Source organism: Myceligenerans indicum, from assembly GCF_016742955.1.
GTDB lineage: Bacteria > Actinomycetota > Actinomycetes > Actinomycetales > Cellulomonadaceae > Myceligenerans > Myceligenerans indicum.
Genome location: NZ_JABBYC010000009.1, coordinates 113252 through 126097 on the forward strand (window position 1 = coordinate 113252; position 12846 = coordinate 126097).

The following is a 12846-nucleotide window of genomic DNA, read 5'->3' on the forward strand; positions in this document are numbered from 1 at the left end:
TGTGAGGCCCGAGTTCTGGTGGTTCCTGTCATCGTCGTGGGTGGCGGCCGGCCGGCAGCCAGGTGGCGGGGAGTCTCGCGGCCCCGTAGACCGTCGCGACCTGCTCCGCGGTGAGGGCGGTCGGCCTGGCATCCTCCGCGTCGAACCAGGACTGGAACTTGTCCAGAGCAAGCAGGCGAACGCCGTGGGCCGCCAGTTCGTCGCGGACCCCGGCGGGATCGACGAACGTGACGACCGGCTGGGCCGACACCGTCCAACCCACCGCGCAGGACAGCAGCACGCTGGCCTTGTCGCTCTCGTGGCGGGCCGACCGGAGGGTCCTGACCTCCCCGTGGTGTGCGGTGCCGTCCGCCCGGGTCGTGCGGACGATGCTCTGGCTGCCCGTGATCCGCCGCCCGCTCCAGTGCTTGGTGTTGATGGTGTACACGCCCCGCGGCCCGATGACGAGATGGTCGAGGTCGGTGCCCCGGGCGCTCACGACGATGGAGTGGAGGACACGCCACTGCGGATGTCTCCCGAGAAAGGCGCGCAGTTCCCGCGCCACGGCGCGTTCGCCCCGGATTCTCTGGGCGTTGCGGCGGTACTCCTCGTCGGCGACGCCGTCGAGGAAGCCTCTGAGAACACGGAACGGGTTCCTGCGCACGTAGTCGCGGCGCCAGAGCACGAGCTGCTGGGCGGGCTTGTTGCGGGCCAGGTCGTCCGTGTGGCGCTTCCCCCTGCCGGTCACACCTCGACACTAGGCACGACTCGCGGCGGCCGCGCGCCGGGCATCCGCGCGCCGTTCCGGTGTCCGGGCCCATGCGGCCCGCCGGCCGGCGCCGCCGCGCCGGAGAGTTAAGGTTCTGTCCGGCAGGACCGGCCTGCCCTGGACGGCGGGAGAAACATCGGTGGAGCTGTCGCTGGTACTCGGCCCGATGAAGTCCGGCAAGTCGCTGGACCTCATCGCGCAGATGGCGCCGCTGGCCTACTCGCGTCTGAGCTGCGCCGTGGTGCAGTCGGCCCGGCACGTACGGGACGCGCGGATCGTCTCCCGCACCGGCGCGTCGGTGCCTACGGTCAAGCTCGACACCCTCGAACCGCTGCTGCACACGACCGAGGACGTCGTCGCGATCGACGAGGTGCACATGTTCACGCCCGCGGACGTGCGGGTCGTCGAGGAACTGGTGCTGCGCGGGACCCGGGTCCTGGCGTGCGGCATCGACCTGGACCATCGCGGCGAGCTGTTCGCCACCGTCCGGGCGCTGCTCGAACTGGGCCCCACCGACGTGCGCTACCGGCGTGCCGTGTGCGACCGCTGCCAGGACCTGCATGCCGCGTTCACGCAGGTTCTGAGCAACGGCCTGCCGTTCCTCGAACCGCTCGGCGCCTCCGAGCCGCTGCCCGACGACGGCACGTTCACCTACGAGGCCCTGTGCCGGCGTTGCTTCGTGCTGCCGGAGACGGCGATCGTCACCGGGACGGCCGGCGTGCCGCGGCCGCAGCGAACCTGACGCCCGGACGCTGGGACGACGCCGGTCACGTCGCGGTCACGTCCACCGCTTGAGGACGCGCCCCTGCTTGTCGCGGAACGCGCCGACCATGATCATGATCCAGTCGACCAGCACCCAGATGCCCAGGCCGCCGACGGTGAGGATCTGCAGGATCGCCGTACCGACCTTGCCGACGTAGAACCGGTGGGCGCCGAAGACGCCCAGGAAGAAGCACAGGACGAAGGCCGGCAGGATCAGTTTCGGGCTGATCTCTGAGGCGGTGGTCTGAGACATGGTGACCTCCTTGGTGTCGCCGTGGCCTGTACCGTCCAGCATTCCCGCCTCGCGGCCACGTCGCCAACCGAGTCCGCGCGGAGCGGGGAACTGCTCCGGCGCGGGCGGCGAATCACCTGCCGCGCTCAGGCGCCCAGCTGTGCGAGCGCGGTGCGCAGCCGCTCGGCGGCGTCGTCGGCCACGGCCTTGAGCTCGTGGCTCTCGGCGACCGACATCATCGCGTGGGGGTCGATCGCCTCGACCGCGGTGGTGCCGTCGCCGAGGTCGCGGACCACGACGTTGCACGGCAGCAGGGCGCCGGCGGACGGGTCCGCCTGGAGGGCCCGGTGGGCGAGCGGCGGGTTGCAGGCGCCGAGCACCAGGTAGGGATCCAGCTCGGCGCCGAGCTTCGCCTTCAGGGTCGCTGCCATGTCGATCTCGGTGAGCACACCGAAGCCCTGCTCGGCCAGCGCGGCGCGTACGTTCGCCACCGTCTCGTCGAACGGCGTACCAAGGGTGGTGGAGATCGTGTAGGTCATGGGGTGCTCCTCAGGTGGTCGAGCAGGTGGAGGTCGAGGTGGTGCGGCGCTGGAACAGACCGAACGCGGTGGCGACCACCGCGACGACCGCCATGGACGCGCTGAGCGGCTGGAGGGAGAGCAGCATCGGCGCGGCGAGCACCGTCGCTCCCGCGACGAGGTCGCACGGGCCGCACCCGAGGGTGCCGCGCCAGGTGCCTCCCCGTGCCGGGACGTAGCTGGCCAGGGTGGTGGCCGCGAGCGCCGCGCTCACCAGGACGAGCGCGGCGAACACCGCACCCGCGGCTCCGATTCCGCCGCCGGCCGTGAGGTACCAGGCGACCAGTGGCGGCGTGGCCAGTGCGCCGACGACGACGCGGCGGGCGCTGCGCCGCCGTCGTGTCGCCGGGCGCGCCGGCGCCGTGGTGGTCATCGCGGGCAGGTGCACTGCTCGGACCGGGGAACCGTGGCCATCACGTCGTCGACGTGCATGCCGCATCCGGTCCAGGTGATCTTGCCGCAACGGTCGCAACGGGCGGGGCTGCACATGGGCTTCTCCTCAGATGGTCGGTGAGGCGGGCGGCCGGCGGCGGCCCGCGATGGACCCACTATACCCCCTGGGGTATCAAGGGCGGGTGCGCAGGACCCGTTCGCCCGTCCTGCTACGCTACGCGGCGATGATGACCCTCACGATCACCAGATTGGGGGCCCCTTTCACCGACGGTGAGTGCTGATGCACTCGACGGACGTGAACGGGCGATCCCGACTTCTTGCCTGGCAGCGAGTACGTGAGTACGCCGTACCACCGCCGATGATCCAGGCTTCCACCGCTCGCCGTCTCACCGGGGACTGGGCGGGGGCCTGCAGCGCGGCTCGTATCGACCTCGACGTCGACCTGCGCGCCCTGCGTCATGGGTACGGCGTCGAGCTGTCGACGGCGGTCCGCGACGACCTGCGACACCTGGCTCCGGACCTGCTGCGCTGGCACATGCCACGCGCGATGCCGGACGGGCTGCTACGCCCGGGACTGACCGTTTCCCTGGCCCGCTACCGGACGGACGAGCTCACCGCGCACCTGGTGATCCGGACGCCGCCCTCCTGGGCTTCCGGCCCGCAGCGGATGGTTCTGTCCTGGTGGGACGGAGGCGCGGGGGGACACCCGCACCCGCACCCCGACCGCCGGTTCCGGCTCGACCTGCACCGCCACCTGTGGGACGCGCGGCGATCCGCCGAACTCCCGGACCGGGCAGGTGGTCCCGGCGGCACCGCGCGCGCCGACTGGGTCTCGTGCCGCTGGGCCGCGGAGGCCCAGATCCTCCGGACGGCCGAGGATGCGCCGAGCAGCGACGTCGTCGTGCGGCTCGGCTCGCGGCGCCTGCTGCTGCGGCCGGACGGGACGGTGACCGAACCAGCGCCGGCCGCCCGGGCTGCGCGGCCGGGGACGAGACCGCTGCTGCTGCTGCCCGACGCCGCCACGTGGGTGCCGCCGGACGTGCTCCTGCTGGAGGCCGGGATGCTCCGGCCCGCACAGCTGCACCCCCTGGTCGCCCGGGCGCTCGTGGCCGGCGACCCCGGCCACGAGGTCGTCCATCCCGCCTCGCCCGGGACCCGCCTGGTCGACTGCGGCGGTAGCGTGCACCGGCTCGAGGTGGTCGACGGCGTGCTCAGGGCCGTCGACCACGACGCCGCCGAGGTTCGTCGTGAACAGCTGCTGGCGACGCTGACCGGGACCCCGATCCCGTGCCTGGAAGTCCTTGACCGGCTGCACCGTGCCCCGACCGAGCTCGACGACATCCGTGCCCGGCTCGACCACGGGGATGCCGCGTCGGCGGTCGCCACCGTCGAGAACCTGCTCGGGGCCGACGCCGTGCTGCGCGCCGGTGACCTACGGGCCGAGCTGGCCGCCGCGGCATCGGCCCGGGTCGCCTACGGCGCCTATCGCGCGGGGCTGCCGGTGAGGCTGCTCGACCCCGACGCCCAGCGCGTGACGGCTCGCGTGGGCGACTCCGACGTCGCTCGTCACGGCACTCCCCACCGCACGCCCCGGCAACGGCAGCGTGCGCTGGCATGGGCCTGGCGTCGCGCCTGACCTGCGCTCCTTCCTGCGCTCTCCGATCCTTCGACCACACACCAGGTGATGCTCATGTCTGCTCAGCTCTCCGTTGCCTCCGACCTTCTCTCCCTCCTGTCCGCCACCACCACCGAGACCCGCGCCGATCCCCAGCTGGCGACGCTCGCGCTCGCCGTGGCCGCCGACGTCCCAGTCCTTCTGTGGGGCGAGCCCGGGATCGGCAAGACGTCCGCGATCACGCAGCTCGCCGACTCCTTCGACCTGCCCCTGACCACCGTGATCGCCAGCGTGCACGAGCCGTCCGACTTCAACGGCCTGCCCGTCGTGGGCGACGACCCGGCCCGGCAGGGCATCCCGATGGCCCCACCCGACTGGGCCGTCCGCCTGGTGCGTGACGGACGTGGACTGCTGTTCCTCGACGAGCTGTCCACCGCCCCGCCCGCCGTGCAGGCGGCCTTGCTGCGCGTCGTCCTGGAGCGTCAGGTCGGCGCGCTCCGGCTGCCCGACGGCGTGCGGATCGTCGCGGCGGCCAACCCGCGCTCGTCGGCGGCCGACGGGTGGGAGCTGAGCGCGCCGCTGGCCAACCGGTTCGTCCACCTGACCTGGCGGCACGACGACGGCGTCGTGGTCCGCGGACTCGCCGGCACCTGGCCGCGCGCCGTCCTGCCGGAGCTGGACCGCGACCGTGTCACCGAGGCGGTGGCGGTTGCCCGGAAGGCGGTGTGCACCTTCCTGGAGGCGCGGCCCGCGTTGATCCACCAGCTCCCGGCCACCGAGACCCGCCGCGGTGGTGCCTGGCCCTCCCCGCGCAGCTGGGAGACCGCGGTGCGGCTGATCGCGTTCGCCACGGCGGCCGACGTCGACCGGGACGTGCTCGCCCCCCTGGTCAAGGGCGCCGTCGGGGACGGGGCCGGGTTCGAGCTGCTGGCCGCGCTGGACCGGATGGACCTGCCCGACCCGGAGGAACTGCTCGCAGACCCGGCGGCGGCCGTGCTGCCGGAGCGGGGCGACCTGCGGCAGGCGGCCCTGGACGCCGTGGTGCTCGCCGTGAAGAAGCGGCCCGGCCAGGAGCGCTGGCATGCGGCGTGGGCGGTGCTCGTCCGGGCGTTGGAGACCGGCGCGCCGGACCTGCTGGTCACGCCCGTCATGACGCTGTCCTCGCTGCGGCAGCCGGGCTGGGAGGTGCCGGCCGAGATCGACAGGTTCGCCGTGGCGGTGCCGCTGGGGAAGCGTGCCGGGATGCTGCCGGTGGGTGCCTGACATGGACACCGAGAAGCTCTGGGCCGCGCGCCTCCTGGCCTGCCGCGCCCGCCCCTTCCTGGCGTCCGCGCTGTTCGCGCTCGACGTCGTCGAGTCGACGGCGGTGCCGACCATGGCCGTCGACAAGCAGTGGCGCTGCTACGTCTCGGCGGCCTTCGTGGACTCGGTCTCCGTGGCGGAGCTCGCAGGCGTCTGGGTGCACGAGGTCAGCCATCTGCTGCGCGACCATCACGGCCGCGGCGACCGCATCGCCCGTGCCATGGGGCTGAACGGGCGTGCCGGACACTTTCGGCTCAACCTCGCCGCGGACTGCGAGATCAACGACGACATCTACGACGACGAGTTGCAGCGGCCCGACGGCGCCGTGACCGTCGAGGCACTCCGGCTCACGCCAGGGCTCCTGATGGAGGAGTACGTCCGTGACATCAGCCTGGGACCGCTCACCGCTCCGTACGCCTGGCATGACTGCGGCAGCGGGTCGGACGGGGCGCTGCGGCCGTGGGACCTGGGGCCGGACGGTGCGCACGGGCTGACCGAGTCTGAACGCGAGGCCGTCCGGATCCGGGTGGCGCGGGGCATCGCCGGGAAGCCGGGGTCCACTCCGGCGGGGTGGAAACGGTGGGCCGACGACGTCGTCCACCCGCCTCAGCCCTGGCGTGACCTTCTCGGCGCGGCGGTTCGGTCCGCGGTCACGGCCGGCGGCGTCGGCGACGACTACACGTACGGTCGTCCTGCCCGCCGCAGTTCTGCACTGGCCGGAGTGGTGCTGCCCAGTCTGCGGCATCGGCCTCCCCGGGTCGGTGTCGTGGTCGATACCTCGTTGTCGGTGAGCGACGAGGAGCTCGGCAGCTCCATGCTGGAGATCGCGGCGATCACCAGGACGCTCGGTGGCCGGCGCGACCTGGTCACCGTGTTCTCCTGCGACGCGGCCGTGCACACCGTCAGGTCGGTCTGCGAGGCTGAGGGACTCTCGCTGGTCGGAGGCGGTGGAACCGATCTGCGCACCGGGATTGCCGCCGCGGCGGACCGTTCGCCGCGGCCCGATGTCGTGGTCGTGCTCACCGACGGGCAGACCGCCTGGCCGTCGTCACGCCCTGCATTCCGCACCGTCGTCGGGCTGTTCGACCGGCCCCGCCGGTGGAACGAGGAGAGCGACTACGTGCCGGCAGGTCCCCCGGAATGGGCACGGGTGGTGCGGATCGGTCGGGGAGCGTGATCCTCGGCCGGCCGGGCCGGCGCGGCCGGCCCGGGAGATCCTACGGTTCGCGCATCCGGGCTCTGAGCACGTCGAACTCGCATCCCGGCGCGTCCGGGTCGAAGCCGTGCTCGATCAGCCAGCGGGACGCCACCAGGCTGCGCAGCGACCACCAGGCGCGGATCACGTCCCGGTCCGCGCCGGGGCCGTAGCCGGCCAGGAGGTCGTCGAGGCGTTCCTCGTGCCCGAGCGTCAGGGTGGCGAGGTCGAACATGGCGTCGCCGGGGGCGGCCTCGGACCAGTCGATGATGCCGGTGACCTCGTCGCCGTCGACGAACACGTGGGTGATCTGCAGGTCGCCGTGGACGAACACCGACCTCCACGGCCGGAGCGCCGCCTCGGCGATCTCGCGGTTGCGCCGGATCACCTCGGCGGGCAGAACCGCGTTGTCGAGCAGCCACGCGCACTCGCGGTCGAGCTCCGCCGCCACGTCGTCGAGCCCGCGCCCCCGCCACGGCGGCGGTGGGGCGTCGTGCAGCCTCCGGACGGCGGCCCCCGTCGCGGCCCACGCTGCAGCCGACGCGGGCGACGGGCGCCCGAGAACTCCGAGTGCCGTGCCGGGCACGGCCGCGATCGCCAGCACGGGCGGCTCGTGCCAGAGGATCGCCGGGGTCGGTACCGGCGCCATGGTCATCGCCCGCACCTCGACACCGGCGTGCGCCGGGTCGCCGTCGACCTTCAGGAACCTGTCGCCGACGCGCAGCGTCGCACGCTGACTGTGGGCGACGACGACTTCCACCTGGTCCATCCGGCCATTCTGGCGGGGACGGGCGCCGATGTCCCCGGAATTGCGCGTGGAGTTCACCCGGGCCGGGAACGCCTCCTCCGACAGGCCGTCACGCGGCCCCTTTGCCAGACTGGCCGGGAGTCGAAGGCACGGTGTTCGGGGTGTCCCGCACCGCCGTCTGACAGGGATGGGAACATGGCAAACCCGTACGACGTGAACCGTTCGTGGCCGGACTACTTCCTGGAGCACCGCCGGCTGACCGTGGAGCAGCAGGGAACCTATCGGTGCGGCGACCTGCCGGTGTGGACGGTCTACTGTCCTGCCGGGCTGCTGGGGAACAGCACCGTCGTCGAAGGGCCCGAGGGCCTCATCGTCTACGACACGGGCGTCAACCACCCGGCAGGCGAGGTGATCGCGGCCGAGATCAAGAAGATCTCCGACAAGCCGGTGAAGGCGATCTTCTACTCCCACCATCACACCGACCACTACAACGGAGCGTCCGCGATCGTGGACCCGGCCGACGTGGCCGCCGGCGCCGTCGATATCTACGCCTGGGAGAACTTCGGCGCGGAGATGGCGAACGAGTTCGGCGAACTGCTCCAGCGCCAGGCGATGGGATCGGGGTACTACGGGGGAGCGTTTCTCAGCCCGGAGGATCGGCACCACCACGGCATCGGGACGCTTCCGACCGGCGGCGCACCCGGCTTCATCCCGCCGACGAAGCTGCTGTCGGAAGACACCACGCTGACCATCGCCGGGATCGAGGTCAAGGCCTTCTACACCGGCGGTGAGGCGATCAGCGAGTTCGGGCTCCACCTGCCCGAGTTCGACCTGATCGCGATCGCCGACGAGTTCTTCACCGGCATCCCCAACATGCACACCATCCGCGGCTCCAAGCCGAGGATCCCTGACAACTACATCTCGGCCCTGAACAAGGTCCTCGAGATCCGGCCCGAGTGGCTCGTCGGGTCCCACATCCGGCCCATCGAGGGCAAGGACACGATCGCAGGTCACGTCAGCAAGTACGTGGACGCGACGAAATATCTCTGGGACCAGGCCGTGCGCCTGATCAACAAGGGGTACACGCCGGTCGAGCTCCAGCACGCCCTGAAGGAGTTCCCCGAGGAGCTGTGGGACCCGCCGTACACGGTGCCCATGTACGGCACCCCCTTCACCACGCTGCCGGAGTTCTTCACCGGCTGGGTCAGCTGGTTCACCGGCGACTCGACGGACATGTTCCCGTCTCCCCCTGCGCACAAGGCAGCCCGCCTGGCCGAGCTGATGGGTGGTGCCGACGCAGTGCTCGACGCCGCCAAGGCGGACCACGCCTCCGGTGACCACCAGCTTGCGGCCGAGCTCGCTCAGATCGCGCTGCGGGCCGACCCGGGAAACGAGGACGCCCGACTGGTCAAGGCCGCGGCCCTGCGCGCCCGCGGGTACCAGGAGCTCAACCCCATCGCTCGCTCGTGGTACCTCACCGGCGCCCTGGAACTCGAGGGCGCGATGGACCCCGCACAAGTCCTCGCCGCGTACGGCGCGATGATGTCGGTCGACAAGTCGGCCGTCGACACCGTGCGAGGGTGGCGCTACCAACTCGATGCCGAGAGAGCGAAAGGCGTCAGCCTGGCCGTAGGGATCCGCGGAGCCGACACGGGCGAGGAAGTCACCGTCCGCATCCGTCACCGGGTGCTGCACGTCGAGGACGGCATCGCCGACGACGCCGCAGTCGTGGTCGAAGCGACACCGGAGCAGCTCAGGGGCAACGAGGCGCCGAAGATCATCTCCGGCGGCGAAGCAGCCTGGCACCAGCTCCGGAGCCTGCTGGACACCGAGTGGACCACGTTCTACATGCACATGAGGTAGACAGCGGCTTCCCTGGAGCTCGGCGTCGGCCGCGAAACGTCGATGGCGCGCTCGATCTGTTGTCGTCGCGGTGCGCGATGGCGCGTGGGGCCGCGATGATCAGGAACGTCGTCGACCGGGGCTGATGGTTGGCGACCTCGATGGGTCAGCGTCCGCAGCGCGAGTCGTCCTGCGCCGCAGACCGGGTTGCGGGGCCGGATGTCAACCGGGTCGGCTGTGATTACCTGAGCGAGAGGCGCTGCGTAGCCTTGAGGTTCGACTGTGCGCTAGGAGGTCCGTGATGGCTGGTCTGTGGGGTCGGAAGTCCCGCGCGAAGAGCTGGAAGCGCGGGACGTGGGGAAGCACGACGAAGGGCCGCAGCAAGAACCTGGGCAAGGGAGTCTGGGGGAGCAGCAAGCGCCGCAAGCGCGGCCTGTGGTGAACAGTGCCCGGCGGCCCCGCAACAACGGGACCGCTCGTACTTCCCCCTGCGGGTAAGCGATACACGAGACCGCCGTCGAGATTGTCGCCGGAATGACGTGGTTGCTGGCTTGCCGGCGTGACGCCCGAGCACGAGAAACGGCGGCTGACACCGCACAACGTCGCGAGACGAGAGTGCGGGTCAGCCGCCGTTTCGGCGCATCTCAGCAGGTCACGAGGGACCGGCTGTCAGATGTCGTAATACAGCTCGAACTCGTGCGGGTGCGGCCGCAGGCGGATCGGGTCCACCTCATTCTCGCGCTTGTAGTCGATCCACGTCGAGATGAGGTCCTCGGTGAAGACGTCACCGGCGGTGAGGAACTCGTGGTCGGCCTCAAGGGCGTCGAGCACCTCCGGGAGCGAGGTCGGGACCTGCGGGATGAGCGCGTGCTCCTCCGGGGGCAGCTCGTACAGGTCCTTGTCGACCGGCGCCGGCGGCTCGATCTTGTTCTTGATGCCGTCGATGCCGGCCAGCAGCATCGCGGAGAACGCGAGGTACGGGTTCGACGACGGGTCCGGCGCGCGGAACTCGATGCGCTTCGCCTTCGGCGAGGAGCCCGTGATCGGGATGCGGATCGAGGCGGAGCGGTTACGGGCCGAGTAGACCAGGTTCACGGGGGCCTCGAAGCCCGGCACCAGACGGTGGTAGGAGTTCATCGAGGGGTTCGTGAAGGCCAGGAGCGACGGCGCGTGCTTGAGGATGCCGCCCAGGTACCAGCGGGCCGTGTCGGACAGGCCGCCGTAGCCCTTCTCGTCGTAGAACAGGGGCTCGCCGCCCAGCCACAGGGACTGGTGGGAGTGCATGCCCGAGCCGTTGTCGCCGAAGATCGGCTTCGGCATGAACGTCGCCGACTTGCCGGCCTCGAACGCCACGTTCTTGATGACGTACTTGAACTTCATCAGGTCGTCGGCGGCGTGCAGCAGGGTGTTGAACTTGTAGTTGATCTCCTGCTGGCCGGCGGTGCCGACCTCGTGGTGCGCGCGCTCCACGGAGAGGCCGACCTGACCGAGCGTCGTGACCATCTCGTCGCGGAGGTCCGCGAAGCGGTCGCTCGGCGAGGTGGGGAAGTACCCGCCCTTGTAGCGCGTCTTGTAGCCGAGGTTGCCGCCCTCCTCGTCGCGGCCGGTGTTCCACCAGGCCTCTTCGGAGTCGATCTGGTAGAAACCCTCGGACTGCGACGTCCCGAACTTCACGTCGTCGAAGATGTAGAACTCGGCCTCGGGCGCGAAGAACGCCGTGTCCGCGATGCCCGTGGAGCGCAGGTACGCCTCGGCCTTGGCCGCGATGTTGCGCGGGTCGCGGGCGTAGGGCTCGTTCGTGAACGGGTCCACGATCGAGAAGTTCATGACCAGCGTCTTGGCCTTGCGGAACGGGTCCACGAACGCCGTGCCCACGTCCGGCACGAGCTTCATGTCGGACTCGTGGATCGCCTGGAACCCGCGGATCGACGAACCGTCGAACATGAGGCCCTCGGCGAAGGCGTCCTCGTTGAACTGCGCCACGGGGATGTTGAAGTGCTGCATGACGCCCGGCAGGTCGATGAACCGGACGTCGACGAACTCCACCCCCTCGTTGCGGGTGAAGGCGATTGCCTCCTCGGCGTTGCTGAACATCTGCGCTCCTTGGCTCGCTGGATGACGTTCGGGAGAGTGACCGTCCGGATGACCGCGCACGGATCCACCCGAACCTATGGTTCCGCGGTTTCTCTCCGGTTACTGATTGTTGCCGCTACGTTACGCCCGGCTCTCGGGTGTGTAACTCCCGGGAGAAGGATGAGTCCGGTCGGCGTCAGCGGCTCCCACACTGCCAGAACTGCTGTCCCCGTCCCATCGGTGTCCGGTGGACGGATGTTTCCCATGGACGACGTCGGACGCGGTGCGGTCCGGCACCGGCAGTGAGCCGGGTGGTGGAATGCCGCACGCCCGCGATCGTCGTCGTACCTGAGATCTCCACAGGTCAACTTCGCGCAAAGCGTGCTGGACGCGGCGAGGGCGCTCCTGGGGGGCACCCTCGCCGACATCGGTATGGATCAGCGCCCGCGCATCGCCTTGCGGTCCGGGCGCATGCGGGTGGGGTCGATCCCCTTGGGGATCGGCAGCCGGGCTCCGCCGAGCGCCTTGAGGCGCTTGCCGACCTCGGTCACCTCGGTCTTGGTGAGCTGCTTCTTCAGCTTGGTCACCGAGCGGGTGACCTTCGTCAGGGGGACCTGGCCGTCCTCGTCGCCGCACTGGATCGCGGTGACCGGCACGTTGGGCAGGACCCGGGCGGTCCGCTTGACCTCCTTGTCGAGCAGCTTCTTCACGCGGTGCGACGGGCCCTCGGACACGAGCACCACGCCTGCGCGGCCCACACCGCGGAACACGAAGTCCTGGTTGCGGGGATCGACGGCCACCGGCTCGTCCTCGAACGTCCAGCCGCCACGCACCGTCCCCAGCGCTGCTCGAGCTGCCCCCGGCTGGCCCTGGATCTGCGTGTAGGCCGCCTTCTCCGCCTTGCGCGACAGCACGAACATCGCTCCGAGCACGCCGAACGGGATACCCACGATCAGCATGTAGATCGGGTGGCCCCACAGCAGGCCGATCACCTCGGCGGCAAGAACGATCGCCACGAAGACGCCCAGCATGATCCAGGTGACGGCCGGATCCTGCCGGTGGGTCATCTTGTAGACGGCCCACACCTGGTGGTACCAGCGCTGCTTCTTGGGCTTCTGCGAGCCGCCCGCGCCTGCGCGCGCGGCGTCTTCGGAGTTCGATCGGGCCATAGAACATGATTCTACGTGCCCTCGCGTGCCGGCCGTCGCGCTCCCGCGCCTCGCCACGCCCGTCCCGCTGAACCCCGGTCAGGAGGCGCCTGACGACCGCCGGCGGACTGGCAACGGTCGCCGGTGACCTCCTGACGCCGGGGCAGCAGCACTTCCGGCCGGGTGGCGGGCTGTCTCTTATACACATCT

Annotated in this window: 14 protein-coding genes; 6 read left to right on the forward strand and 8 right to left on the reverse strand. The window is 70.7% G+C overall.

From position 1 onward, the window contains the following. Positions 1 to 28: 28 nt before the first annotated feature. Entirely contained in the window at positions 29 to 727 is a 699-nt protein-coding gene (locus HGK34_RS08180; RefSeq protein WP_201846084.1) for a nuclease-related domain-containing protein, read from the reverse strand. A 160-nt stretch (positions 728 to 887) separates the two neighbouring features. Between HGK34_RS08180 and HGK34_RS08185 the strand changes: the two genes are divergently transcribed. Continuing rightward, complete coding sequence (locus tag HGK34_RS08185; RefSeq protein ID WP_307815857.1) at positions 888 to 1490, forward strand: thymidine kinase; 603 nt, start codon at positions 888 to 890, stop codon at positions 1488 to 1490. Between the two features lie 36 nt (positions 1491 to 1526). On the opposite strand, the gene HGK34_RS08190 is transcribed toward HGK34_RS08185, so the two are convergent. The 4 genes from HGK34_RS08190 to HGK34_RS23870 form a co-directional block, all read right to left on the reverse strand. Then, positions 1527 to 1763 (reverse strand): TM2 domain-containing protein, encoded by a 237-nt coding sequence (locus HGK34_RS08190; RefSeq protein WP_201846085.1) that lies wholly within the window; start codon positions 1761 to 1763, stop codon positions 1527 to 1529. A gap of 125 nt (positions 1764 to 1888) precedes the next feature. Next, positions 1889 to 2281 carry a DUF302 domain-containing protein gene (locus HGK34_RS08195; protein ID WP_201846086.1) on the reverse strand — a complete coding sequence of 131 codons (393 nt, stop codon included), beginning with the start codon at positions 2279 to 2281 and terminating at the stop codon, positions 1889 to 1891. A 10-nt stretch (positions 2282 to 2291) separates the two neighbouring features. Further along, positions 2292 to 2693, reverse strand: coding sequence for a hypothetical protein (locus HGK34_RS08200; protein ID WP_201846087.1), 402 nt, complete (start codon positions 2691 to 2693; stop codon positions 2292 to 2294). Beyond that, a complete protein-coding gene (locus HGK34_RS23870; RefSeq protein WP_504739210.1) occupies positions 2690 to 2809 on the reverse strand; it encodes a DUF8730 family Cys-rich protein in 120 nt (39 codons plus the stop codon). Before HGK34_RS23870 ends, HGK34_RS08200 begins: the two co-directional genes overlap by 4 nt. Before the next feature lie 262 nt (positions 2810 to 3071). Between HGK34_RS23870 and HGK34_RS08205 the strand changes: the two genes are divergently transcribed. From HGK34_RS08205 to HGK34_RS08215, 3 genes are read left to right on the forward strand one after another with little or no spacing between them, the layout of a single operon-like run. Next, positions 3072 to 4349, forward strand: coding sequence for a hypothetical protein (locus HGK34_RS08205; protein WP_201846088.1), 1278 nt, complete (start codon positions 3072 to 3074; stop codon positions 4347 to 4349). Positions 4350 to 4403: 54 nt separating this feature from the next. Then, entirely contained in the window at positions 4404 to 5591 is a 1188-nt protein-coding gene (locus HGK34_RS08210; protein ID WP_201846089.1) for an AAA family ATPase, read from the forward strand. 1 nt (position 5592) lies between these two features. Then, complete coding sequence (locus HGK34_RS08215; protein WP_201846090.1) at positions 5593 to 6807, forward strand: vWA domain-containing protein; 1215 nt, start codon at positions 5593 to 5595, stop codon at positions 6805 to 6807. 40 nt (positions 6808 to 6847) lie between these two features. Here HGK34_RS08215 and HGK34_RS08220 read toward each other — a convergent pair whose 3' ends face one another. Continuing rightward, positions 6848 to 7594, reverse strand: coding sequence for a phosphotransferase family protein (locus tag HGK34_RS08220; RefSeq protein WP_201846091.1), 747 nt, complete (start codon positions 7592 to 7594; stop codon positions 6848 to 6850). A 174-nt stretch (positions 7595 to 7768) separates the two neighbouring features. On the opposite strand from HGK34_RS08220, the gene HGK34_RS08225 reads away from it, so the two are divergent. Then, positions 7769 to 9436: an alkyl sulfatase dimerization domain-containing protein gene (locus HGK34_RS08225; protein WP_201846092.1), complete on the forward strand. Its 1668-nt coding sequence runs from the start codon at positions 7769 to 7771 to the stop codon at positions 9434 to 9436. A gap of 280 nt (positions 9437 to 9716) precedes the next feature. Then, positions 9717 to 9857 carry a hypothetical protein gene (locus tag HGK34_RS08230; protein ID WP_201846093.1) on the forward strand — a complete coding sequence of 47 codons (141 nt, stop codon included), beginning with the start codon at positions 9717 to 9719 and terminating at the stop codon, positions 9855 to 9857. Positions 9858 to 10084: 227 nt separating this feature from the next. Here the strand turns inward: HGK34_RS08230 and glnA are convergent, their stop codons facing one another. Together glnA and HGK34_RS08240 are read right to left on the reverse strand one after the other, a co-directional pair. Next, positions 10085 to 11509 carry a type I glutamate--ammonia ligase gene (glnA, locus tag HGK34_RS08235; protein WP_201846094.1) on the reverse strand — a complete coding sequence of 475 codons (1425 nt, stop codon included), beginning with the start codon at positions 11507 to 11509 and terminating at the stop codon, positions 10085 to 10087. A 416-nt stretch (positions 11510 to 11925) separates the two neighbouring features. After that, on the reverse strand, positions 11926 to 12657 hold the full coding sequence (locus HGK34_RS08240; protein WP_201846095.1) for a DUF4191 domain-containing protein: 732 nt from the start codon (positions 12655 to 12657) through the stop codon (positions 11926 to 11928). Positions 12658 to 12846: the final 189 nt, after the last annotated feature.

Coding starts and splice junctions, on each gene's coding strand:
- HGK34_RS08205 (WP_201846088.1), top strand. CDS start 3,072: ATGATCCAGGCTTCCACCGCTCGCCGTCTCACCGGGGACTGGGCGGGG.
- HGK34_RS08240 (WP_201846095.1), bottom strand. CDS start 12,657: ATGGCCCGATCGAACTCCGAAGACGCCGCGCGCGCAGGCGCGGGCGGC.
- HGK34_RS08215 (WP_201846090.1), top strand. CDS start 5,593: ATGGACACCGAGAAGCTCTGGGCCGCGCGCCTCCTGGCCTGCCGCGCC.
- HGK34_RS08200 (WP_201846087.1), bottom strand. CDS start 2,693: ATGACCACCACGGCGCCGGCGCGCCCGGCGACACGACGGCGGCGCAGC.
- HGK34_RS23870 (WP_504739210.1), bottom strand. CDS start 2,809: ATGTGCAGCCCCGCCCGTTGCGACCGTTGCGGCAAGATCACCTGGACC.
- HGK34_RS08220 (WP_201846091.1), bottom strand. CDS start 7,594: ATGGACCAGGTGGAAGTCGTCGTCGCCCACAGTCAGCGTGCGACGCTG.
- glnA (WP_201846094.1), bottom strand. CDS start 11,509: ATGTTCAGCAACGCCGAGGAGGCAATCGCCTTCACCCGCAACGAGGGG.
- HGK34_RS08210 (WP_201846089.1), top strand. CDS start 4,404: ATGTCTGCTCAGCTCTCCGTTGCCTCCGACCTTCTCTCCCTCCTGTCC.
- HGK34_RS08225 (WP_201846092.1), top strand. CDS start 7,769: ATGGCAAACCCGTACGACGTGAACCGTTCGTGGCCGGACTACTTCCTG.
- HGK34_RS08195 (WP_201846086.1), bottom strand. CDS start 2,281: ATGACCTACACGATCTCCACCACCCTTGGTACGCCGTTCGACGAGACG.
- HGK34_RS08190 (WP_201846085.1), bottom strand. CDS start 1,763: ATGTCTCAGACCACCGCCTCAGAGATCAGCCCGAAACTGATCCTGCCG.
- HGK34_RS08230 (WP_201846093.1), top strand. CDS start 9,717: ATGGCTGGTCTGTGGGGTCGGAAGTCCCGCGCGAAGAGCTGGAAGCGC.